Source organism: Pueribacillus theae (assembly GCF_003097615.1).
In the GTDB taxonomy this organism is placed as follows: Bacteria; Bacillota; Bacilli; order Bacillales; family UBA6769; genus Pueribacillus; species Pueribacillus theae.
In genome coordinates, this window is the sequence record NZ_QCZG01000001.1 from 125,105 (window position 1) to 147,899 (window position 22,795).

At 40.6% G+C, this 22,795-nt stretch carries 19 protein-coding genes; 14 read left to right on the forward strand and 5 right to left on the reverse strand.

What is annotated here, in order from left to right; translation table 11 throughout:
- Positions 1-57: 57 nt before the first annotated feature.
- From DCC39_RS00660 to pepT, 7 genes are all read left to right on the forward strand, one after another.
- On the forward strand, positions 58-975 hold the full coding sequence (locus DCC39_RS00660) for an aspartate carbamoyltransferase catalytic subunit (RefSeq protein WP_116552941.1): 918 nt from the start codon (positions 58-60) through the stop codon (positions 973-975).
- Complete coding sequence (locus DCC39_RS00665; protein ID WP_116552942.1) at positions 960-2,243, forward strand: dihydroorotase; 1,284 nt, start codon at positions 960-962, stop codon at positions 2,241-2,243. Before DCC39_RS00660 ends, DCC39_RS00665 begins: the two co-directional genes overlap by 16 nt.
- A gap of 30 nt (positions 2,244-2,273) precedes the next feature.
- Complete coding sequence (gene carB / locus DCC39_RS00670; protein ID WP_116552943.1) at positions 2,274-5,477, forward strand: carbamoyl-phosphate synthase large subunit; 3,204 nt, start codon at positions 2,274-2,276, stop codon at positions 5,475-5,477.
- Positions 5,474-6,175 (forward strand): orotidine-5'-phosphate decarboxylase, encoded by a 702-nt coding sequence (gene pyrF, locus DCC39_RS00675; RefSeq protein ID WP_116552944.1) that lies wholly within the window; start codon positions 5,474-5,476, stop codon positions 6,173-6,175. The genes carB and pyrF overlap by 4 nt, the downstream gene beginning before the upstream one ends.
- Positions 6,163-6,807 (forward strand): orotate phosphoribosyltransferase, encoded by a 645-nt coding sequence (gene pyrE, locus DCC39_RS00680; protein WP_116552945.1) that lies wholly within the window; start codon positions 6,163-6,165, stop codon positions 6,805-6,807. Before pyrF ends, pyrE begins: the two co-directional genes overlap by 13 nt.
- A 342-nt stretch (positions 6,808-7,149) precedes the next feature.
- Complete coding sequence (locus DCC39_RS00685; RefSeq protein WP_116552946.1) at positions 7,150-7,893, forward strand: Fic family protein; 744 nt, start codon at positions 7,150-7,152, stop codon at positions 7,891-7,893.
- A gap of 358 nt (positions 7,894-8,251) precedes the next feature.
- Positions 8,252-9,487, forward strand: a complete 1,236-nt coding sequence (gene pepT / locus DCC39_RS00690) for a peptidase T (protein ID WP_116552947.1) — start codon at positions 8,252-8,254, stop codon at positions 9,485-9,487.
- A 97-nt stretch (positions 9,488-9,584) separates the two neighbouring features.
- On the opposite strand, the gene DCC39_RS00695 is transcribed toward pepT, so the two are convergent.
- Positions 9,585-10,403: a hypothetical protein gene (locus DCC39_RS00695; protein ID WP_116552948.1), complete on the reverse strand. Its 819-nt coding sequence runs from the start codon at positions 10,401-10,403 to the stop codon at positions 9,585-9,587.
- A gap of 427 nt (positions 10,404-10,830) precedes the next feature.
- Between DCC39_RS00695 and DCC39_RS00700 the strand changes: the two genes are divergently transcribed.
- On the forward strand, positions 10,831-12,015 hold the full coding sequence (locus DCC39_RS00700; protein ID WP_116553089.1) for a CaiB/BaiF CoA transferase family protein: 1,185 nt from the start codon (positions 10,831-10,833) through the stop codon (positions 12,013-12,015).
- A 437-nt stretch (positions 12,016-12,452) separates the two neighbouring features.
- On the opposite strand, the gene DCC39_RS00705 is transcribed toward DCC39_RS00700, so the two are convergent.
- On the reverse strand, positions 12,453-12,686 hold the full coding sequence (locus tag DCC39_RS00705) for a hypothetical protein (RefSeq protein ID WP_116552949.1): 234 nt from the start codon (positions 12,684-12,686) through the stop codon (positions 12,453-12,455).
- Between the two features lie 3 nt (positions 12,687-12,689).
- Positions 12,690-12,938 (reverse strand): hypothetical protein, encoded by a 249-nt coding sequence (locus tag DCC39_RS00710; protein ID WP_116552950.1) that lies wholly within the window; start codon positions 12,936-12,938, stop codon positions 12,690-12,692.
- Positions 12,939-13,322: 384 nt separating this feature from the next.
- Between DCC39_RS00710 and DCC39_RS00715 the strand changes: the two genes are divergently transcribed.
- Positions 13,323-13,829 (forward strand): Hsp20/alpha crystallin family protein, encoded by a 507-nt coding sequence (locus DCC39_RS00715; RefSeq protein WP_116552951.1) that lies wholly within the window; start codon positions 13,323-13,325, stop codon positions 13,827-13,829.
- On the opposite strand, the gene DCC39_RS00720 is transcribed toward DCC39_RS00715, so the two are convergent.
- Positions 13,824-14,051 carry a hypothetical protein gene (locus DCC39_RS00720; RefSeq protein ID WP_116552952.1) on the reverse strand — a complete coding sequence of 76 codons (228 nt, stop codon included), beginning with the start codon at positions 14,049-14,051 and terminating at the stop codon, positions 13,824-13,826. The genes DCC39_RS00715 and DCC39_RS00720 overlap by 6 nt on opposite strands.
- A gap of 61 nt (positions 14,052-14,112) precedes the next feature.
- Here DCC39_RS00720 and DCC39_RS00725 point away from each other — a divergent pair, with 61 nt between their 5' ends.
- The 4 genes from DCC39_RS00725 to DCC39_RS00740 all read left to right on the forward strand — a co-directional run bounded on the left by DCC39_RS00725 (position 14,113) and on the right by DCC39_RS00740 (position 18,124).
- Complete coding sequence (locus DCC39_RS00725; protein ID WP_116552953.1) at positions 14,113-14,955, forward strand: hypothetical protein; 843 nt, start codon at positions 14,113-14,115, stop codon at positions 14,953-14,955.
- Between the two features lie 80 nt (positions 14,956-15,035).
- Entirely contained in the window at positions 15,036-15,632 is a 597-nt protein-coding gene (locus tag DCC39_RS00730; protein ID WP_116553090.1) for a histidine phosphatase family protein, read from the forward strand.
- 199 nt (positions 15,633-15,831) lie between these two features.
- Positions 15,832-16,731 carry an AAA family ATPase gene (locus tag DCC39_RS00735; RefSeq protein WP_116552954.1) on the forward strand — a complete coding sequence of 300 codons (900 nt, stop codon included), beginning with the start codon at positions 15,832-15,834 and terminating at the stop codon, positions 16,729-16,731.
- The gene (locus DCC39_RS00740; RefSeq protein WP_116552955.1) at positions 16,721-18,124 is read left to right on the forward strand and encodes a VWA domain-containing protein; all 1,404 of its coding nucleotides are present in this window, start codon (positions 16,721-16,723) and stop codon (positions 18,122-18,124) included. Before DCC39_RS00735 ends, DCC39_RS00740 begins: the two co-directional genes overlap by 11 nt.
- Positions 18,125-18,227: 103 nt before the next feature.
- Here the strand turns inward: DCC39_RS00740 and DCC39_RS00745 are convergent, their stop codons facing one another.
- Positions 18,228-19,934 (reverse strand): Rqc2 family fibronectin-binding protein, encoded by a 1,707-nt coding sequence (locus DCC39_RS00745; protein ID WP_116552956.1) that lies wholly within the window; start codon positions 19,932-19,934, stop codon positions 18,228-18,230.
- 101 nt (positions 19,935-20,035) lie between these two features.
- On the opposite strand from DCC39_RS00745, the gene DCC39_RS00750 reads away from it, so the two are divergent.
- Complete coding sequence (locus DCC39_RS00750; RefSeq protein ID WP_116552957.1) at positions 20,036-22,699, forward strand: calcium-translocating P-type ATPase, SERCA-type; 2,664 nt, start codon at positions 20,036-20,038, stop codon at positions 22,697-22,699.
- Positions 22,700-22,795: the final 96 nt, after the last annotated feature.

A 22,795-nucleotide genomic window follows, 5' to 3' on the forward strand; every position in this document is an offset into this window, starting at 1 on the left:
TTTTTATTTTTAATGGAGCTTTTGCTAAGCAGGCCCTAAATATAGAGGAGGATTAAAATGCAAGATTTATTGGAAATGAAAGAAATATCAACTAAAGATATTTATGAAATCCTTCATGAAGCAGCATTATTTGAAAAAGGGATGACATGGGAACCCAAGAAAAAAATGTTTGCCGCGAATCTTTTTTTTGAGCCTAGCACGAGAACAAGATTTAGCTTTGAAGTGGCAGAAAAAAAGCTCGGGCTTGATGTCCTGCATTTTTCCGCCGAACATTCAAGCGTTCAAAAAGGCGAAAGCTTATATGATACAGTTCGGACATTAGAAGAAATAGGTGCAAATGTTGTTGTCATCCGCCATGCTGACGAATGCTTCTATCATTCGTTAAAAGGAAATATTTCGATTCCAATCATTAACGCCGGTGACGGATGCGGCAACCACCCAACACAATCATTATTGGATTTAATGACAATCAGGCAGGAATTTGGCATTTTTGAAGGTTTGAATATTGCCATCAATGGGGATGTGAAACATAGCCGAGTCGCGCGTTCCAATGCAGAGGTTTTGAAAAGGTTAGGTGCGAACGTGAAGTTCTCTGGTCCAATCGAATGGTGGGATGCTTCATTAGGTGAATACATCGATTTTGACCAAGCTGTTGAGGAAGCGGATGTCCTTATGATGCTTCGAATTCAGCATGAACGCCACAATATGAATAATATGGAACTATCGGTTCATGAATACCATCAAAAATTCGGACTGACAATCGAACGTTCTCAAAGAATGAAAAAAGATAGCATTATTATGCACCCCGCTCCAGTAAACCGTGGGGTAGAGATTGCTCCCGAACTTGTTGAATCGCCAAAATCAAGGATCTTTAAACAAGTGAAAAATGGCGTATTTGTTCGCATGGCCGTTTTAAAGAGAGCAGTAGCAAGCTTGGCATATGAGAGGGGAGAAGGCATATGGGAACTTTGTTAAAAAACGGGCGAATCGTAACGGATCGCAACGAACTGGAATGTTGTGACATTTTAATTGAAGATGGATTCATTGAAAAAGTTGCTGAAACGATAGAACAGGAAACAGATGCAGTTGTGATTGATTTGGAAGGGCAACTTGTTATTCCTGGAATGGTTGATTTGCATGTGCATTTACGCGAGCCTGGAGGGGAGCATAAAGAAACGATCGAAACAGGGACAAAGGCAGCCGCAAGAGGTGGTTTTACAACGATTGCTGCCATGCCGAATACAAGGCCGGTTCCTGATGACAAAGAAACACTTTTAAAATTAAAGGAACGCATTGAAAAAACGGCTGTCGTTCGTGTTCTTCCGTATGCTTCGATAACGAAAAGGCAAATTGGTGAAGAGCTTACAGATTTTGACGCTTTAAAAGAAGCTGGAGCATTCGCTTTTACAGATGACGGCGTGGGAGTTCAAAACGCCGGAAAAATGTTAGAAGCGATGAAAGAAGCTCAAAGTGTAAATGCAGCGATTGTGGCCCATTGCGAAGAAAATACGCTCATCAACAAAGGCTCCGTACATGAGGGAAGTTTTTCGAAACAGCATTCATTACATGGCATTCCATCTGTTTGCGAATCCGTTCATATTGCGCGTGATGTTTTGCTTGCTGAAGCGGCCCATGCTCACTATCATGTATGCCATATTAGCACGAAAGAGTCAGTTCGCGCTGTGAGAGACGCAAAACGGGCGGGTATCAACGTAACAGCGGAAGTGACGCCGCACCATTTATTGCTTTGTGATGAAGATATTCCATCAAGCCTTGATCCGAATTACAAAATGAATCCGCCATTAAGAGGGAAAGAAGATCGCGACGCGTTGATTGAAGGCCTTTTAGACGGGACAATTGACTTTATCGCAACAGACCATGCACCGCATACGGAAGAAGAAAAATCGGTCGGAATTGAACGTGCGCCGTTTGGAATTGTTGGCCTTGAAACAGCTTTTCCTCTCCTTTATACAAATTTAGTCGAGAAAGGCATTCTGACATTAAAGCAACTTGTCGATTTCCTTACAATCAAGCCGGCTCAAGCTTTCGAGTTGCCATATGGAAGGCTGCAAGAAGGCAGCATTGCTGATATTGCGGTCATTGACCTTAACAATGAAATCGCAATTGACCCAGATAAATTTCTATCAAAAGGGAAAAACACGCCGTTCAAAGGCTGGGAATGCAAAGGTTGGCCAACTTTAACAATTTCTGAAGGAAACATTGTTTGGCAGCATACAGAATAACAAATTTTAGAATGAAAGGGACGTTGCTTCATGCCGAAAAGAACAGACATCAAAAAAATTCTAGTCATTGGTTCCGGTCCAATCACCATTGGACAAGCTGCGGAGTTTGATTATTCCGGTACACAAGCATGCCAATCGTTAAAAGAAGAAGGCTATGAGGTTATTTTAGTGAACTCCAATCCTGCAACAATTATGACAGATACGACGATGGCAGATAAAGTATATATTGAACCACTCACATTGGAATTTGTGACGAGGATTATACAGACAGAACGTCCATGCGCACTATTGCCGTCTCTTGGAGGACAAACAGGCTTGAACATGGCGATGCAATTGCATAAGGCAGGTGTTCTCGATCGTTTTAAAGTTGAAGTGTTAGGAACAAACCTAGATGCAATTCAAAAAGCAGAAGACCGGGACATGTTCAGAAGCTTAATGCATGAGATTCATGAACCTGTGCCGAAAAGTGAAATTGTTCACACACTTGAAGAAGCATTTGACTTTATAAATAAAGTCGGTTATCCGATTATTGTACGTCCTGCTTATACACTTGGAGGAACAGGTGGAGGCATTGTAGAAAACGAACACGATTTAGTTGAAATCGTAACGAGCGGTTTAAAATATAGCCCTGTGACGCAATGTCTCCTTGAAGAAAGTATTGCCGGCTTTAAAGAAATTGAATTTGAAGTCATTAGAGATTCAAACGATGAAGTAAATGTTATTTGCGATATGGAGAATGTTGATCCTGTCGGTGTGCATACAGGTGATTCCATCGTTGTCGCGCCTAACCAAACACTTTCGGAAAGTGATTATCATATGCTTCGAAACGCATCCGTTAACATCGTGCGTGCAATTGGGATTGAAGGGGGATGCAATGTGCAACTTGCGCTTTCCCCTGATTCATCAAAGTACTACGTCATCGAAGTAAATCCAAGATTGAGCCGTTCATCAGCACTCGCTTCGAAAGCGGTCGCTTATCCAATCGCAAAAATAGCCGCAAAAATCGCAGTCGGCTTACATTTTTCTGAAATTGAAAATCCAGTAACGGGCAAATCTTATGAGGGATTTGAACCTAAGCCTGATTACATCGTTGCCAAAATTCCGCGCTGGCCATTTGACAAATTTGAATCAGCAAACCGCAAGCTTGGTACACAAATGAAAGCAACGGGCGAAGTGATGGCAATCGGAAGCAACTTTGAAGAGGCGATCTTAAAGGCGGTCCGTTCACTGGAAGCGAATGTGATGCATATTAAAGTTTCGGAGATGGGACAGCTATCAAAAGAAATGCTCGAAAAACGAATCGTTCAAGCGGATGATGAAAGATTATTTGTGATTGCGGAAGCCTTTCGTAGAGGCTATACTGTCGAACAAATTTATGAGTTAAGCAAAATTACGAGACATTTTCTTGAAAAAATTGAACATATCGTACAACTAGAAAAACAATTAGAAGATGGACCGAATAATGTGGTTCTTTTACGAAAGGCAAAAAACTACGGTTTCTCTGATGAAGCGATCGCAGAAGCATGGCAAATGAATGAGTGCGATGTTTATGAATTGCGTAAAAACAACGCTATAATGCCTGCATACAGAATTGTTGATTCCATCGGCTATAAATCTGACACGCCTTATTTTTACAGTACATTTGGCAATGAAAATGAAACCGAAACATCAAACAAGAAAAGTGTTGTGGTGTTAGGTTCTGGACCGATTCGCATCGGACAAGGCATTGAATTTGATTATGCAACAGTCCATTCTGTGTGGGCGATTCAAGAAGCAGGATATGAAGCAATCATTATTAATAACAACCCTGAGACCGTATCAACCGACTTTACGACTTCCGACAGGCTTTACTTTGAACCGCTCACCGTTGAAGATGTCATGCATATCATTGACAGGGAACAACCTGAAGGTGTCATCGTTCAATTTGGCGGTCAAACGGCAATCAATTTGGCTTCGAAATTAGCGGAGCGAGGCGTCAAAATTTTAGGAACAACGCTTGAAAACATGGATCGGGCTGAAAACCGCGACGAATTCGAACATCTTTTGAGAAATCTCGATATTCCACAACCTTTAGGAAAAACAGCAACGTCTGTTGAGGAAGCAGTCGGCATTGCCGAAGAAATCGGCTATCCAGTTCTCGTCCGTCCTTCCTACGTGCTGGGAGGACGCGCAATGGAAATCGTCTATCAAAAAGAAGAACTGCTTCATTATATGGAAAACGCCGTAAAAATAAATCCAGAGCATCCTGTCTTAATCGACCGCTATTTAACCGGGGTAGAAATTGAAGTTGACGCCATTTCAGACGGGGAGACCGTATTTATCCCTGGCATTATGGAGCATATTGAACGTGCAGGTGTGCATTCGGGGGACTCAATCGCCGTTTACCCGCCGCAAAACCTTTCAGATGAAACGAAAAAAGTCATTATCGAGCGAACAACTGCTCTAGCAAAAGGATTACAAGTCGTAGGGCTGCTTAATATCCAGTTCGTTCTGCATGATAATGAAATATATGTAATTGAAGTGAATCCACGTTCAAGCCGAACGGTTCCATTCCTAAGCAAAATAACCGGTGTACCAATGCCAAACCTAGCAACAAAAGTCATTTTGGGAGCGAAAATGAAAGATCTCGGTTACTCATCTGGCATGCACCCAGAAGTTGAAGGCGTCTATGTAAAAGTTCCAGTCTTTTCTTTTGCAAAACTGCGACGTGTTGACATTACCCTTGGACCAGAAATGAAGTCCACAGGCGAAGTCATGGGGAAAGATGCAACATTGGAAAAAGCGTTATACAAAGGCTTGCTTGCGTCAGGAATGAATATCCCGACAACCGGTTCTGTCTTATTTACGATTTCCGATAAAGACAAGCAAGAAGTCATGCCGATTGTTGAACGCTTTTATGAAATCGGCTTTCAAATCCTCGCAACGGAAGGAACAGCAAAAGCAATTCAAGAGAGAAAGATTCCTGTGACCGTTGTAAATAAAATTGAAGCGGCAAAGCCAAACTTACTTGATGTGATCAGAGAAGGAGAAGCGAACTTTGTTATTAACACTTTAACAAAAGGAAAGCAGCCTGAAAGAGACGGTTTTAGAATTCGCCGGGAAGCAGTTGAAAATGAAGTGGTCTGCTTCACATCCATTGATACAGCCGTCGCCTTATTAAAAGTCCTAGAAATGATGGCGTTCACGATGAAACCTATGCCAGAATTTGTGAATAATGAAGTGATTCCGTCATGAATCAGCCAATCATAGCGCTTGACTTTCCGTCTATGGATTCTACCGACCAATTTTTATCCCAATTCGACCGTGAAAAATTATACGTAAAAGTCGGCATGCAGCTATTTTATAAAGAAGGCCCTAATTTGATAAAAAAGTTAAAAGAAGCGGGTCATTGGATCTTTCTCGATTTGAAATTACACGACATTCCGAACACGGTAAAAGAAGCAATGAAAAGCCTTGCGACACTTCATATTGATATGGTGAATGTCCATGCGGCAGGTGGAAAGAAAATGATGGAAGCTGCAATGGAGGGGCTTGAAGCAGGGACAGCTGCAGGGAGGCATCGGCCTCTTTGCATCGCTGTAACCCAGCTTACAAGTACGTCAGAAAAAATGTTGAAAGAAGAGCTTCTCATCAACAGCCACATGGAAGAGGCTGTGCTCCACTATGCAAAGCTTACAAAAGAAGCAGGGCTTGACGGGATTGTATCATCAGCATTGGAAGTGCCTCTCGTTAAAGAAAAAATAACTGATTTTATTACGGTTACACCTGGGATTCGCCTTCCAGGGGACAAAGCGGACGACCAAACGAGAATCGTCACACCTGAAAAAGCGAGAAAACTAGGCAGCGACTTTATCGTTGTCGGCAGAAGTGTAACAAAAAGTGGCAACCCGCTTGAAGCATATGAAAGGGTGGTATACGAATGGAACAATTAGCCTTAACAATTGCAAAAGATTTACTCGAAATACAAGCCGTCTTTTTAAAGCCAAACGACCCTTTCACTTGGACATCAGGAATGAAATCGCCGATATACTGCGATAACCGCCTGACACTATCCTATCCAGAAGTGCGTGGCAGAATCGCAGACGGACTCGTTTCAGTGATAAAAGATCATTTTCCAAAAGTCAATGTCATCGCTGGCACTGCCACAGCAGGTATCCCGCATGCTGCTTTAGTAAGTGAACGATTACAATTGCCGATGGTTTATGTACGAAGCTCTGCTAAAAAGCATGGCAAAGGCAATCAAATCGAAGGGAAAATTGCTGCGGGGGAAAATGTTGTCGTCATTGAAGATTTAATCTCTACCGGAGGCAGTGTCATTAATGCCGCCAATGCTTTAAGAGAAGCGGGAGCCAATGTATTAGGCGTCGCTGCCATTTTCAGCTATGGACTTGAAAAAGGAATCACACTTTTAAACGAAGCCAATTTAACGGTGCATACACTTACTAATCTTGATGCCTTAATGAAGGCAGCGGCTGAAGGCGGCGAAATTGATGCTACAGGTCAAGAAATGATAAAAAAATGGTCACAAGATCCTGAATCAATCGGATGGTTAAAGCGAGATTAGGAGCAAGAACACGTATCAAATGCAAGGAGAAGTATCAAAAAGCCTAAGTTTAATACTATGCAACCAGGATGACTCTAGTGAACTGTAATAAAGAATCATCCTGGTTTTTTGTAGTAAGTTTTATAATAGAAGGCCATTCAAGAAAAGATTACTAGTACTTAACCCGCATATTTTGATTTAACATTTTTGAAATGTTAAGCTTATCAATAAGTTTGAAGTGGAAAAAATAAGTAATCCGAATCGGTTTGATGTTGTTCACAAAGGAAAAAAATAAGTTAAAAGAAACTATTTGTTCATTAACAATTGAAAATCATTTTTCATGAGAAAGGAAGGTGGCATTAAATGCTTGATTTTTCAAAAATCGATACGCTTAAAGAACAATTAAATAAGAATAGACCCCTTCCTCCTGAAGTGCTTCAAAATCTTCGAGAAGTGTTTAGAGTGGACTGGACATACCATTCCAATGCCATTGAAGGCAATACATTATCCTTGCTAGAAACGAAAATGGTGGTCGAGGAAGGAATAACAGTCGGGGGTAAAACATTACGTGAGCATTTTGAGGCCATTAATCATGCTGAAGCGATTGATTTTGTTGAAACACTCGTTGAACAAAATAGCGAGCTGTCGGAACGGATCATTAAAGATCTGCATGCGCTCGTTTTAAAAAATATTGATGATAAAAATGCAGGTACATATCGTTCAGTAAATGTCGGTATTTCAGGAAGCCTTCACAAGCCTCCGCATTTTTTACAAGTCGCCGAAGAAATGAAGCGGCTGCTTATTTGGTTCAAGAAAAATCAAGATTTACTACATCCGGTTGAGCTTGCAGCTCGTTTTCATTTTCAATTTGTATATATTCATCCATTTATTGACGGGAATGGACGTACTGCAAGATTACTCATGAATCTTATTCTGATGGGAGCAGGTTTCCCGCCTGCAATTATTAAAGCAGACCGTGAAAAACGGCTTTATTATTATGAGACGCTTGAAAAAGCAAGTGTGAACGGTGATCTTGAACCATTCATTTTACTCGTTTCTGAATGTGTTGAAGAAAGTCTTACACGTTTTTTAAATGCAATAAGTTAACAAAATCTTAGAAAGTCTTCAGTTAACGAAGGCTTTTTTATTTAAAAGCTTTTAGAATACGAATAATAGATTTAAAAAGTCTAGTAAGGATGTAGGAGGTGCCCAGTCTTTACCCTTGATGGCTTTGAAAGGCATCCTAACCTCACTAAACGACAAAACGAAACAGATGAGAAATTAAAATCTAAACTCTTCGTGTCTAATTTCTTTGACATAGAAGTAGGATCTGCTGTTATGAATAACCAATGCTGGAACTTGGAACCTGATATTGACACCTATGAAATTCCCGTTCCACAAGCATGTAGCTGTACGCTCAATATGCTAAGATAAAGAAAACACGGCATTGGAGATGATATGAACGATGAAAGAAGAACTTGTCAACCGATTTATAACCTACGCAAAAGTGGACACCCGATCCAACGAGAAGTACGACACCTGCCCATCCACACCCGGACAGCTAGAGCTTGCAAATATGCTGGTCGAGGAGTTAAAAGAAATTGGGATGGAAGAGGTCACCATGGATGACAATGGATATGTGATGGCTACGCTCCCTGCAAATACGGAAAAAGACGTTCCGACCATTGGATTTCTGGCCCATATGGATACAGCTACTGATTTTACCGGGGCAAATGTCAAGCCTCAAATCGTGGAAAACTATGACGGGAAAGACATTGTGCTCAATGAAGCGTTAAACGTGGTTTTATCGACGGAAGATTCCCCGGAGCTTGCCGAATATGTCAGCCACACGCTGATTACAACCGACGGGACAACGCTTTTAGGTGCAGATGACAAGGCGGGTATTGCAGAAATTATGACGGCCATGGAATATTTGATTAGCCATCCGGAAATCAAGCACGGGAAAGTTAGAGTGGCTTTTACGCCTGATGAAGAAATCGGCAGAGGTCCACACCGGTTTGACGTGAAAAGATTCAATGCGAAATATGCATACACCATCGATGGCGGTCCGCTCGGTGAATTGCAGTATGAAAGCTTTAACGCTGCCGCAGCCAAAATTACGTTAAAAGGAAAAAGTGTTCATCCTGGCACAGCCAAAGGCAAGATGGTAAACGCTTCGAAAATTGCAATGGAATTTCATAAACGCCTTCCCGAAGACGAAGCCCCGGAATCAACAGAAGGTTATGAAGGCTTTTATCATTTGATCTCCGTCGAGGGGAATGTGGAAGAAGCGAAACTTTCTTATATTATCAGGGACTTCGATAAGAAGAAATTTCAAGCAAGAAAAACCAAAATACAGCAAATTGTCGAAGAACTTCAGGGAAAGTACGGAGAAGAGAACATCATCCTGGATATGAACGATCAATATTACAATATGAGAGATAAAATTGAACCAGTGAAAGAAATCGTTGATATCGCCTACGAAGCAATGCGACATTTGGATATTCAGCCAATCGTGCAGCCCATCCGCGGGGGCACGGATGGCTCACAACTTTCTTATATGGGTCTGCCCACACCAAATATCTTCGCAGGAGGAGAGAACATGCACGGAAAATTTGAATATGTTTCCGTTGATGTGATGGAGAAGGCGGTTAACGTAATTGTAGAGATCATTAAACGGTATGAGGAAAGAGCTTCATAATTAAGTGTATATGGACGCATTTTATGACGGGATGATGGAACGGGGGGAATTAATGAAAACCTACGTACTGGTATTGCCAGCACGTGGGTTTTCGCGTCTATTCTACTGAAGTGGCCATTTCGAGTGCATCCAGTGGGACTTCGGTTGTTTCCAATTGATAAATCATTTCTTCATCCTGCCAGCGGATATCAACATTTACTTTTTCTCCGCCCTGTGGATATTCCGCGTATACAATTCCTGAGTCCTTAGGTGCCGGAAGCATATGGGTTTCCAGATATTCCACCATTTTTTTGGCTATTTCTTGATTGTTCATTTCGTCTTCATTGATGGATGCTATACTCATCAGCCAATTTCCTTCTTTCCAGCTGAAGTATGCATGTCCGGCAGCTCCTTCACCATAGCCAGTGATGCCGTATCCAAGGTCTTCTTTTCCCTCTTCAAAAGGCTCCACTTCTTTCCCGTTCATAAAATCACCTATTGAATCGCTTGCTGCTTGAACCGAGTCATGACGGATTCCTGAAAATTTGGCAAGCTCTTCCCCAGAGACGGAATGATAGGCGATCGAGTAGGCATTTTCTTCATTTTTCACTATTTCAGGTTTAACCTCTTCTTTAACCGGAAAGTTCGTTGGTTGCTTAATGAATGCTGCGTCCATTTTTAACTTTTCCGTAATGTCGTTGGTTGTTTTAGATTCGGTTTGATTCTGATGGCTATTTGTCGCTTCTTTGTCTGAAGCATTCTCCTCAGCGTTCGCCTCTGCCGCATCCACTTTATCACCATTGTTATTTTTTTCTGAAGGCGATAAACCAGAGTTTTCAGTTTGACTATCCATTGTATGGTTATTTGAAACACAACCTGCAATGAGACTAGCACTTACAATTGCAACAAACAGTAGAGAAACTTTTCGTGTATTCATGTTCAGTCTCCTAATTATTCGTCTTCGTATTTTTTATTCCCTTTTTAAAAAAGATAAAACACAGGATATCGGCAAAGCCCGCGATATAGGTACATAGTGAGATTACGAGCTACACCAGAAGATTTAGTACCAGGGAAGAGAAAAAAATTGTTTGCTATAAGAAATTTATATGGAGACTGGATCCAAAGTGGATCCGAGCATTATAATAGAGTCAAGTGATCTATTTGCGATTCTCACTTCCTCATAATCAGTCTAGTGGAAAGAGTTTAATGTTGCGTCCACTCGTTACGTATCCAGTTACATGATGGCCATGGGTTACAACCCAATTTTTACACGAACAAATGAAAGTCATTATTTCAAAAAACATGGGGATGCAGCAATTAGTGCAAACAAAAAAGAGGGAAAAGATTGGAGAGGGATGAATAAAATGAGTACATTGGAAGGAATCAAAGTATTGGATTTATCAAGGTTATTGCCTGGGCCTTATTGTTCTCTGATGCTGGCGGATTACGGCGCAGATGTCATCAAAATTGAAGAACCTGAACTCGGTGATTACGCAAGGTGGGCCAAGCCATATATTGGCGGCATCGGTTCAAGGCACCTATTACTAAATCGAAACAAAAAGAGCATGACAATCAATTTGAAAACGAAAGAAGGCAAAGAAATTTTTAAGAAGATGGCAAAGGATGCCGATGTTATTTTGGAAAGCTTCCGGCCAGGGGTAATGGATAAACTCGGATTGTCATATGAAGAAATATCAAAAATCAATCCGGGAATCGTGTATTGTTCGCTTTCAGGGTATGGGCAAACTGGACCGTATCGACTGTTACCAGGACATGATATCAATTATGTTGGATACAGTGGAGTCCTAGGATTAATTGGTTTAAAAGATGAGAAACCAGTTGTTCCTGGTGTGCAAATTGCGGATATTGGAAGCGGTGCCCTCATGGCATTGTCAGGGATTCTCATGGCATTGGTTAACCGTGAACGCACAGGTAAAGGACAGTTTGTCGATATTTCAATGTTGGATGGGGCCGTTTCATGGTTATATGCCGCTGCATCTGAATACTTTGCGACAGGCAATGTGAAGCAGCGGGGAAACACACGCCTCTCCGGCAAAAATGCGTGCTATGATGTGTATGAAACAAAGGACGGAAAGTATTTAGCAGTAGGGGCTTTGGAAGATAAGTTTTGGAACAGGCTTTGTGAGTTAATCGAAAAACCTGAATGGATTCCACTTAAAGATAAAGAAGATGCCCAAGACCAGCTTCGGCAGGACATGACAGATCTATTTAAACAAAAAAATCAAAAGGAATGGCTTGACCTGCTTAAAGAAGAGGATACATGTGTAGGGCCAGTGTACGAGTTGGATGAAGTATTTTCAGATCCGCAAGTTCTGGAAAGAGAAATGTTAAAAGAAATGAACCATCCGAAAGCAGGAAAGATTAAACAGATCGGGTTCCCAATAAAATTTTCTCGAACACCAGGCGAATTAAGAATGCATTCTCCGGAGCTGGGCGAGCACACAGAAGAAATTCTAAAGGAATTAAATTATTCAACTGACGATATTGAACGTTTTAAACAAGAAGGCGTTATTGAAAAAAAGAAATAAATACATAGAGTGAAATGTGAAGGGGTTGTTCAGAAAGTCATTGAAAAATGATTTTCTGCTGCAGCCTCCTTATTTTTATGTAAAGCTCATAAAAAACAATCGTCCCTTCTAATGGAATGAAGTTACCACACAACACTCCAGAAAGGACGATTGTTTATGAGTGATGCTCCGAAGATTGCTAATCATGAATAACACACAACTAACACTTCCTGGATTCAAATCATTCATCCATCTTTTTCATGCGATCCCCATGAAATTCATTGATCGTACGAAAATCAAGTTTTTGCATCGCTGCCAACCACATTGCAGGCGCCTTGAATGTGAGGAAAAAGCAACTTGTATTTTTGAGGCTTTAAATACGAATTGCTGTAGTTAAATGAGGGAGCCAGAACTTTGGAGATTAGCCTTTCCCCATGTTTGTGGGTGGGTTTGACATGTTACACGATACTTGACTTCTGGGCATTCGTGTCATTTACATCGGAGTCATTTACAAAATTCAGTGGCAAATTTACAAGGGAAAAGTCGCCGTTTTCTTCTCCTAAACCATAGTTTTGTTTAAACGTCAAAAAGGTGTCTACACGCGGAGAAGGCGCCAAATTCATCGATGAATTCCTATCCATTGCGTTCACTTTGATTCCAAACACGTTTACGACTAAAGGTCCAAAAAACATTTGTTATCCCTCCCTCTTTTTAGGTAAGACGTTAAAGGAGGCTGGAGAATCCACTTGATCTCGGTCATCAATAAAGCTTTGGGGGCTTACAAAATCACTTCTATCCCCAAAATTTTGTCCGAACCCTTGCGTTTTCTTATCTGAGTTATGCCAATCAGCTAATAAGTTTTGGCCTACATTGACGGCAGAAGCGTTTTCGAAAGAATTGATCTTCAAAATAAATATATTGATATTGATCGATGCCCCTTTCATTTAGAGCCCCTCCCTCCTTTTAGTGAATATATTACAGAGCCGCATCACTTATGTGGTAAAAAAGAAACTTTAAGCAAAAGCGCAAATAATCGGTGTAATGAATGGCTAACCGTGTAAATACATATATATTTAACTCAACCTTTGCTTAATTTGTGATGTGAAGGTCAAATATAAGAAGTTTGCAATCAGTAAAAGATGCACGAATGGTGCACTAGAAAGTTAATTTTTTTCCAGGTTTTTTAGGATTCAACCTTTCACCCCGAGTTTCACACGCTCGGTATGCTTAACCTCCGTTCGATGAAGCCTCCTTTTGAACATAGAATAGATGTGTAACTAAATCGATTCCTGTCTAGGTGAAAAGACATATGTTGGAGGTAAAAGGTAATGGACATGGAGAAGATAAAACAGTGGATGGAAATGGCACAAAAATACCAAAGCGGGAACTTTTGGGATACTATTTTTGACCAACATTCGGGTCAAACCCAGCAAAATACGGGTTCAACCCAACAAAATCCAGGTACTTCGGAGCAAAATAATCATGGTTATACAAGGGAATCACATACGAGCAGTACCCCAACTGAATTCCCTTTGGTAGACATTTTTGTAACAGATACAGAAGTAATAGTCATCATTGAATTGCCTGGACTCAGGAAAGAAGATGTTCAATTATCCCTTTCCGGAAATAAATTGCTTGTTAAAGGAAGAAGTAAAATACCAGTCGTTTCAGGATCTTCTATTCTAAATGAGCGAAAATATGGAGAGTTTGAAAGGCTCATTGAGCTGCCGGAACCTACTGAAAGTAAAGATGTGCAAGCCAGATTTGATTGCGGCCTTCTGTTTGTTACATATATCAGGAAATATACCGAACATGAAAATATTTCTATTCTATAAAAGCATATTTTTTATTGCATTCGTATCCATGACATCTGAATCCTCTACAATAGAAACGGATTTGATGCGTATGACTCCATCGGCACTTTGTTCACCAAATCCTTCATTTCGATGATTGACTACATGACTTCCAACCATGCGGGCTCTGCCTATGTTAATGGAGCAAGATCCATCTATTGTTTGAATTTGTAAATCATGCAACCCAATTGTCCTTGCCCTCATCTGCAACAGCTCCTTTCGCAAATTTTTGGACAAAATTCTTTTCAAAAAAGGTGTGAAATGAATGATGCCTATAAAAGGATTATTCGACCGGAATGAAAATAATGATGATGAAATAAATAAACTAACAAAAAGAGTGAAGGCACTTGAATTAAAAACAAATACATTGGATGTACATATGAAGCGTTTTGTGAAATTGGAAAACAAGTGGCAATCAGAAGCTTTTTCATCTACATATAACAAAAATAAACAAAAGGAATCTCCTCGGGAACCTGAGAAGAAAGAAACTTTAAAACGAGAAGCGCTTTCTGCCATTCAACAGCGCCTTTATTTGCAGCTATCTGAGTATTTTTCACGGAAATTAAGCCCTATCCGGAAGGAAATAGACAGCTTGAAGGATAGAATATCTGTTATGGAAAAAAATTTTTCAGTAGTGAAAGATCTCATGGAAGAAAACCTGCAGCAGACTAACGAACTAAAAGGTGAAATACAAAGGATGAAAATAAATTTAACCACAGAAAGGGAAGAAAAACCAGTAGTCATTCGGGAATTAAAAATAGATAAAATCTTGTTGGATAAATACGAGCAAAACAATAATTTTGGTTGTTTGGGAATCAAGGATATTAGCGGGCAATTAAATATAGGAGCGACTTACGGAAATAGTGCCATTCCAGCCGGGATTGCTGAAGAGTTGATAGGTGATTTGGAAAACTTGGAGAAAGAAACTGAAAATGAAACGGTGGACGCTGAGGATGAATCTAGTTATGAACTCAATAGTGATTCTGGCAATGAATCGAATAATGAATCCAGTAATGATGGTCACGGTGAAGGACACAGCGCCTATTTCGAAAACGAGCAACAAAGAGACGACGACACTGGTGGTTTTACAGATGTGCCCATTGAATGACTAAAAAAAGATTTTTTAAAAAAGGAGTTGAATTAGATTGTAGAATCCTTTTACTATAGAATTGAATGGGGGAATCAAAGATTACTACACTATTTCTAGTTAGACATGGGGAAACGGATTGGAATGCGAGCGGAAGGCTCCAAGGAAAAACAGACATCCCTTTAAATAAAATAGGCATGAAACAAGCGGAAGAATGCAGGGAATTCTTAAAAAGAAGAAATTGGGATGTGATGATAACAAGCCCGTTGAAAAGGGCAAAACAAACAGCCGAAATTATAAACCAAGCTTTACATCTTCCCTTGATTGAGATGAATGACTTTTCGGAAAGAGATTTTGGCGATGCAGAAGGCATGTCGCTAGAAGAAATCCGTTCAGCATTTCCAGATCGAAAGTACCCAAATAAAGAGGATGGGCTTTCGTTTCGAAAACGAATCATGGCTGGTTTGAATAAAATCAACCAACAATACGGTGGTTATGAAGTATTGCTTGTCACACACGGGGCAGTGATTAATTCATTGTTTGCTTTTTTATCAAACGGAGAAATGGGCCGGGAGAAATTAAAATTGTCGAATGCTTCGATAAGCCATATTCATTTTCACGAAGAGCGATGGAAAATAAAAGAATTTAATCAAATTACCCATCTTTCGGTGTACAATGAAAACAAGAATGTAAAATAACTTATATATGATAGGAACAAAAGATTTTAATAGCAGTCTTTTGAGTCTGGATATCTAAACGAAGAGAAGTTTTAACTTGCAGTCGCTCGGATGGTTTCGAAGTTCCTTGAATGCATCCTTGCCAAACTTGAACCAACTGTAAGTTAAAATTCTTTTGTTCAACTTGTTGATTCCAACTTTTTCCAGAAAGGACTATTCCATGAATCAGATTGAAAATCGATCGAAGTTAGAAGTACTATTGGAGGAAACGAAAGAAGGCCTTAAATCGCAGCATTATCTTGCCGATGATCGGACGGCCACAACCGTATCATTAGCTTTCTCTTTGAAAAAACCAATTTTAATTGAAGGGCCGGCTGGCGTAGGGAAGACAGAACTCGCAAAAGCGATTAGCTTGTGGAAAGGCCTGCCGCTTATTCGATTGCAATGTTATGAAGGACTTGATGAAGCAAAAGCATTATATGAATGGGATTATCGGAAGCAACTTCTTTCTCTCCAAGCAAGCAAGGATGATTCACAATCAGTGAAGCACCTTTTTTCAGAAGAATTTTTACTGGAAAGACCTCTGTTAGCTGCTATTCGGACGAACGAGCAAGCTGTTCTTCTTATTGATGAAATTGACAAAGCAGAGCCTGAGTTTGAAAGTATGCTGTTGGAGTTATTAAGTGATTTCCAAGTGACGATTCCCGAGCTTGGAACTGTGAAGGCGATTCAGCGGCCGATCGTTATTTTAACCTCTAACCAGATGCGGCATTTATCGGAAGCTCTTCGTCGCAGGTGCTTGTATTTATACATTGATTATCCTAGCCCTGAGAGGGAAGCCGCCATTATACATGAGCGTGTCCCGGCTCTAAAGGACGAATTGGTTGACGAAGCTGCAATGGCTCTTTCAAAGCTTCGCAATATGGATCTCAGGAAAGCCCCGAGTGTTGCGGAAGCAGTCGACTGGGCGGAATCCTTGCTGGCGATGGGCATTGAAACGCTTGATGTGGACATTGTTGTGCAAACACTAAACGTGCTGATTAAGGATCACAAAGATATCGAACGAGCCAAACAAAATCTTTCAAGGCTAGTAGAAGGTAAGAAGAAAAATGAGAGGTAAGCTCGTTGACCTTTGCAGTTCATTAAGGCTTTCCGGAGTCCCAGTATCGATACCGGAATCACTGGAGGCTGCTTCAGTCGTCACCGATTTAGAGAAGGGGAATGTCGAGGATAGAGAAACGATCCGTTTGTTTCTGCAAGCCACCATGTTAAAAGATGAAAAAAAAGCCTCTCTATTCAATGAACAATTTGAACGCTGGTGGATGCGTTGGTATGGGGCTAGTAAATCAGGCTACACACTTCCCGATATTTTACAATCTCTCGAGAAATCGATTTTAAAAGGCGATAAGGAAGAAATTGAACAGCTTTTTAATATGGCGATCGATCGTTTTAAAAGCTCGGCGGGAGAGGGGGGATCCGGTATTTCACCGGATAAAGAACATGGTGCTGAAGGAATTGGGCATCAAAGCAATCCCCTTAAACGCTTCACTGATAGGCGGGCGCTTTATTATGATCTTAGAAAACTTCTGAATTTTGAAGAGCTTTCTCATAAGATTGCTCAAGATGCTGACATGAGCTTGTGGCATCAGCAAAATGCCAAAGATTCATTGAATCAGGCAGAGGCCTTTTTGCGAAAAACTGTTTTTAATTCAGGATATAGCTCAGGGGATCGCAATGTCTGGAGAATCCGCACTAGAATACAGGAAAAACGTGAGGATGTTTCCGATCTCTCGATATCTAAAGCTACATTTACACAATTTAAAAAAATGCAGGAGATCGTGCCGGATATTGTAAGAAAGCTATCCTATCGAAAAAAATATAAAGATCATGATCAAAAAGGAATCTTGCAGTTAAGAAAAACGATGAGAAGCTCGCTTTCCAATGGTGGCGTCCCTATCGATGTCATTTTCAAAAGAAAAACGCCTAAAAAAGAGCGAATCGCGATTCTCTGTGACTTATCGGGGTCTGTAGAAATATTTAGCCAATTTGCCCTTCAATTGGCGAATTGTTTTAGCAGTCAATTTGCCGGGGTAAAATGTTATGGGTTTATCAGTGATATCGATGATATTACGCGGTTTGTATCAAGGGAAGATTTCCCGCATTCCATGAAAGGACTTTATTCAGAAAGCAACCTTGTCTTGGGTTCTGGCAACAGTGATTATGGACAGGTTTTCGGTCAATTTGTAGAGAAACACCTGCCGGAACTTGCGAGAAGCTCTTCCGTATTAATTTTAGGTGATGCAAGAAACAATGGACGTGATCCGGGATTGGACGCTTTTAAAGCGATTCGAAACTGGGTGAAAAAAGTATATTGGTTAAACCCTGAACCAACGTCATCTTGGGGAAGTGGAGATAGCGTGATGTCCCAATACGCTGAGCTTTGTGATTCTGCCCATTACATTGAAAGCGTAAATGACCTTGCTAAGTTTTTGGTAAGTTTACGTGGGAATTAAATAACAGGATTTTAGCCCCCGGTAACCCAATGAACCCAACTAGAAGATAGTGAGTTATCGAGGAGCTTCGTCTAGGTATTCAATTACTTTTCGGATTTCAAGTTTAACCTTGCTGCCGCAGTTTAATAATCAAATCCTCATCAGGCGTGACATAAATCGTTTGCTGATGATCGTACGTTACATAGCCAGGCTTTGAACCGCTTGGCTTTTTTACATGTTTAATTTTTGTAAAATCGATGGGTACATTGCTTGAATGCTTTGCTTTGCTGAAATATGCGGCTAAAATTGCTGCTTCATGTAGCGTTTGTTCTGTAAATTCCTCTCCACGAATTACAACGTGAGAACCTGGAATGTCTTTTGCATGGAGCCAAGTGTCGTTTTTTCTTGAAAGTTTCATTGTGAGAAATTCATTTTGTCTATTGTTTTTCCCAACAAGAATAGTGACGCCTTCACTTGATGCATAGGTTTCCGGCTGGGGTTTATCCGTTTTTTTCTTTTCTTTGCGGCGCTTTCTTTTGATATAGCCGCCATCCTCCAACTCTTCGCGTATTTCAATGACATCTTGAAGTGTCGCCGATTCCATTTGAAGGACAAGAAGTTCAAAATATGCTATTTCTTCCTTCGTTTTTTCCATTTGTTCTTTCACTGCAAGACGCGCATTTTTCGCTTTCGAATATTTTTTATAATAGGCTTGGGCATTTTCGGCAGGCGTTTTTAAAGGATCAAGTGAGATTTTTAGCTTTTCCCCCGGGTTGTAATAGTTTTCAACTTCAATTGCTTTATCTCCGCGTTGTATTTCATGCATATGTGCTGTCAGAAGCTCTCCGTACAATTGATACTGTTCAGCCTTTTCACTGTCTTTCAAAGTTTTTTCGAGTTTTTTTAATTTGTTTTTATTTTTCCTTACTTCATTGATAAGTAATTTTTCCAAATCATGTGCTTGCTGTTTAATGCGGTCCCTTTCGGCTTTACCAAAGAAAAATCGGTCAAGAAGAGCGCTTGTTGATTCGAATGTTTTTCTTTCGCCTTCTAAATGTGTTAAATGAATAACAGAAAATGCTTCCCTTTCTTTCGTTTGTACCATTTCTGGTTCGTAATGATGTTCTTTAATAGACTCCATCATTTCTAAGAAACAGTTTGGCAGGCTTTCTTTGTTTATGAACCCGGTTCGATGGATAATTTCTTTCGTAACAAGAGGGGAGAGCCCTTCAAAAATTGAGACTAACTGGCGATCCATTTTTCCGCTGTTAAAATCAACTTTTTTCAATAATGTTTCACGATCTGTATGTAGAGGGTTAAGTTTGTTTTGTTGCGGCGGTTCAATATATGGCTGGCCAGGCATAATGGTTCGATAGCTATTCACCGAGGGAGGCAAATGTTTAATGCTGTCTATGATTACTTTTTTTTCAGTGTCGACAAGGATGACATTGCTGTGCCTCCCCATAATCTCAACAATTAATGTCTTCTTTGTGGTGTCTCCAATTTCGTCTTTCGCTTCCACTTCGATATGAATGACACGATCAAGATCAATTTGTTTGATTTTCTTTATGATGCTGCCTTCTATATGTTTTCTCAACAGCATGCAAAACATTGGCGGATGCTTCGGATTATCGAAGCGCTCCTTTGTTAAATGGATTCTTGAAAAGTTAGCGCTTGCTGATAGAAGCAGCTGGCGGTTCTTTCCGTTCGCCCGGATTGAAAGAATGATATCTGTGGAAAAAGGCTGGTGAACTTTGTTAATTCTGCCGTTTAAAATTTGTTCATTTAGTTCTTTCGTTATTGCGCGTGTCACAATCCCGTCAAATGCCATAATTTCACCTCTTTTTGCTTCACTAAGTATAGCATGTTTTTTAGCTTGTCTGAATATAAATTGATTAAGCCAACAGAGTGAAGGAATGATGAGGTGAAAAGATGAATTGGTTCGGAAAAGAAGTCGATGAGATCGAAAAAGAATTAAACAGCAATATTCAAAAGGGATTGACGAGCAAACAGGCTGCAAAAAAGTTGGAAAAGCATGGTTTGAACCAGCTTGATGAACCGGAACGAAAATCAGCATTGCTTATATTTTTATCCCAGTTTAAAGATTTTTTAATTGTTGTGTTGCTTGCGGCTACGTTGATTTCAGGTTTATTAGGAGAGTATATTGATGCCATCGCCATCATTTTAATTGTTTTATTAAATGGAGTGCTTGGTTTTGTCCAAGAAAGAAAAGCAGAAAAGTCTCTGCAAGCCCTGAAACAATTAACAGCTCCAAAAACAAAGGTGCTTCGGGACGGAAAATGGACCGAGATTCCAACAGCAAACATTGCTATCGGGGATATTGTGAAAATCGAAAGCGGGAATCGAATCGGTGCGGATATCCGATTAATTGACGCAAAGAGCCTGTATGTCGATGAATCTGCACTAACAGGTGAATCACAACCGTCTCATAAAGACCCTAAAAAAATTTTTGGAACGGACCCCATTATTTCAGATCAACATAATATGTTATTTAAAGGAACATTGGCTGTTAAAGGAAGCGGCTTAGGGATTGTTGTAGCAACTGGAATGAAAACAGAAATGGGGAAGATTGCCCATTTGATTCAAAATACTGTTACCCTTCAAACACCGCTGCAGCGAAAACTTGAACAACTTGGAAAAATTTTAATTGTTGTTGCTCTATTTTTAACAGCGCTCGTCGTATTAGTTGGCATTTTGCATGGCCACGACCTTTATACAATGTTTTTGGCGGGGGTTTCGCTGGCGGTTGCGGCGATACCCGAAGGGCTTCCGGCAGTTGTGACGATTTCCCTTGCGCTCGGTGTCCAAAAAATGATTAAAAGGCGAGCCATCGTCAGAAAGCTTCCGGCTGTTGAAACATTAGGCTGCGCGACTGTGATATGCTCGGATAAGACAGGAACATTAACCCAAAACAAAATGACAGTTACTCACATTTGGGCACCCGGGAAATTGGTAGAGGTTTCGGGTACGGGCTATGAGCCGGTCGGTTCTTTTTCAGAAAATGGAAAAGCCATTTCAATTGATAGGAGCCCTGAACTTAAGCAATTGCTGACATTTGGATTGTTATGCAGTAATGCGACAATTGTAAAAGAAAAGGAATATAAGTTAGACGGTGATCCGACGGAAGGGGCTTTAGTTGTTGCTGCGATGAAAGCTGGGCTCCATCCAAGCATTCGGCACAACGATTACAAGATGATTCATGAATTTCCTTTCGACTCCCAACGAAAAATGATGAGCGTGATTGTGGAAAATAAAAGAAAAGAACGCTTTGTCATTACAAAAGGGGCGCCGGACGTTGTGCTTGCCAACAGCAACCGAATCGCCAAGGATGGAAAGCAAAAGATTATGTCATCGGCAGATCAGCGTGAAATCGAGAGAGCAGTCGAATATTTGGGTTCAAAAGCTCTACGAGCGATTGCTGTAGCGTATAAGCCATTGTTAAAAAGTAATTTGCCAACATTTGAACATCAAGCAGAAAGCAATTTAACTTTTATCGGAATGACAGGAATGATTGACCCTCCTAGGCCTGAAGTGAAAGAAGCTATTAAAGGATGCCATGAAGCAGGGATCAAAACGGTCATGATAACCGGCGACCATGTGATGACCGCAAATGCAATTGCAAAAGATTTAGGCATATTGCCGCAAGGCGGGAAAACGATCGACGGGCAAACGCTTGCAAACATGACGGTCGAACAATTGAATGCCATAATAGAGGACGTCTATGTTTTTGCCCGTGTGTCACCTGAACATAAGCTGAAAATTGTTAAAGCTTTCCAAGAAAATGGACACGTCGTCGCAATGACCGGCGACGGTGTGAATGATGCACCTGCGATTAAAGCGGCGGATATCGGGATCGCCATGGGGATTACAGGGACGGACGTTGCAAAAGAAGCGTCATCACTTATTTTAAGTGATGATAATTTCTCCACCATTCGCGCAGCCATTGAAGAGGGCAGGAACATTTACGAAAATATTCGGAAATTTATCCGTTATATGCTCGCTTCAAATGTTGGAGAAATTTTAGTCATGCTTTTTGCGATGTTAATGGGGCTTCCCCTTCCGCTTATCGCTATTCAAATCTTATGGGTAAATTTAATAACGGATGGATTGCCTGCCATGGCGTTAGCTGTTGATTCTGCTGAAAGAGAAAGTATGCAGCGTCCTCCTCGAAAAACAGATGAAGGGATTTTTGCAGGAGGCTTAGGCTGGAAAATTATCAGTAGAGGTTTCTTAATCGGGCTTGTTTCTTTAATTGCTTTTTTAATCGCATACGAAACGATGCCACTAGAGAAAGCACAGACGATTACATTTTCAACACTCGTGTTGGCACAGCTTATTCATGTCTTTGATTGCCGCAGTGAATATTCGGTGTTTCACCGCAATCCGTTTGAAAACAAACCATTGCTTTTAGCTGTTTTGTCATCATTGCTTTTGTTGGTTGTCGTTATTTATTATGAGCCGCTGCAAGCTGTATTCCATACCGTTCCACTCCATATTTCCGATTGGCTGCTTATTGTTGGCTTATCATCCATTCCAACGATTTTACTTGCCGGGTTCAACATTTTTAGAAAATAATAACGAAAAAAAGTGCCTTTCGGGGCACTTTTTTGGTAAATATATTGCTAATTGTTTAATCCGCTTGTTGTTAATGGTAAAATTATTTCATATGAA

What these genes read in the sequence shown, in the direction of transcription:
- DCC39_RS00660 (WP_116552941.1), top strand. Translation starts at nt 58, where the DNA reads ATGCAAGATTTATTGGAAATGAAAGAAATATCAACTAAAGATATTTAT.
- DCC39_RS00665 (WP_116552942.1), top strand. Translation starts at nt 960, where the DNA reads ATGGGAACTTTGTTAAAAAACGGGCGAATCGTAACGGATCGCAACGAA.
- carB (WP_116552943.1), top strand. Translation starts at nt 2,274, where the DNA reads ATGCCGAAAAGAACAGACATCAAAAAAATTCTAGTCATTGGTTCCGGT.
- pyrF (WP_116552944.1), top strand. Translation starts at nt 5,474, where the DNA reads ATGAATCAGCCAATCATAGCGCTTGACTTTCCGTCTATGGATTCTACC.
- pyrE (WP_116552945.1), top strand. Translation starts at nt 6,163, where the DNA reads ATGGAACAATTAGCCTTAACAATTGCAAAAGATTTACTCGAAATACAA.
- DCC39_RS00685 (WP_116552946.1), top strand. Translation starts at nt 7,150, where the DNA reads ATGCTTGATTTTTCAAAAATCGATACGCTTAAAGAACAATTAAATAAG.
- pepT (WP_116552947.1), top strand. Translation starts at nt 8,252, where the DNA reads ATGAAAGAAGAACTTGTCAACCGATTTATAACCTACGCAAAAGTGGAC.
- DCC39_RS00695 (WP_116552948.1), bottom strand. Translation starts at nt 10,403, where the DNA reads ATGAATACACGAAAAGTTTCTCTACTGTTTGTTGCAATTGTAAGTGCT.
- DCC39_RS00700 (WP_116553089.1), top strand. Translation starts at nt 10,831, where the DNA reads ATGAGTACATTGGAAGGAATCAAAGTATTGGATTTATCAAGGTTATTG.
- DCC39_RS00705 (WP_116552949.1), bottom strand. Translation starts at nt 12,686, where the DNA reads ATGTTTTTTGGACCTTTAGTCGTAAACGTGTTTGGAATCAAAGTGAAC.
- DCC39_RS00710 (WP_116552950.1), bottom strand. Translation starts at nt 12,938, where the DNA reads ATGAAAGGGGCATCGATCAATATCAATATATTTATTTTGAAGATCAAT.
- DCC39_RS00715 (WP_116552951.1), top strand. Translation starts at nt 13,323, where the DNA reads ATGGACATGGAGAAGATAAAACAGTGGATGGAAATGGCACAAAAATAC.
- DCC39_RS00720 (WP_116552952.1), bottom strand. Translation starts at nt 14,051, where the DNA reads ATGAGGGCAAGGACAATTGGGTTGCATGATTTACAAATTCAAACAATA.
- DCC39_RS00725 (WP_116552953.1), top strand. Translation starts at nt 14,113, where the DNA reads ATGATGCCTATAAAAGGATTATTCGACCGGAATGAAAATAATGATGAT.
- DCC39_RS00735 (WP_116552954.1), top strand. Translation starts at nt 15,832, where the DNA reads ATGAATCAGATTGAAAATCGATCGAAGTTAGAAGTACTATTGGAGGAA.
- DCC39_RS00740 (WP_116552955.1), top strand. Translation starts at nt 16,721, where the DNA reads ATGAGAGGTAAGCTCGTTGACCTTTGCAGTTCATTAAGGCTTTCCGGA.
- DCC39_RS00745 (WP_116552956.1), bottom strand. Translation starts at nt 19,934, where the DNA reads ATGGCATTTGACGGGATTGTGACACGCGCAATAACGAAAGAACTAAAT.
- DCC39_RS00750 (WP_116552957.1), top strand. Translation starts at nt 20,036, where the DNA reads ATGAATTGGTTCGGAAAAGAAGTCGATGAGATCGAAAAAGAATTAAAC.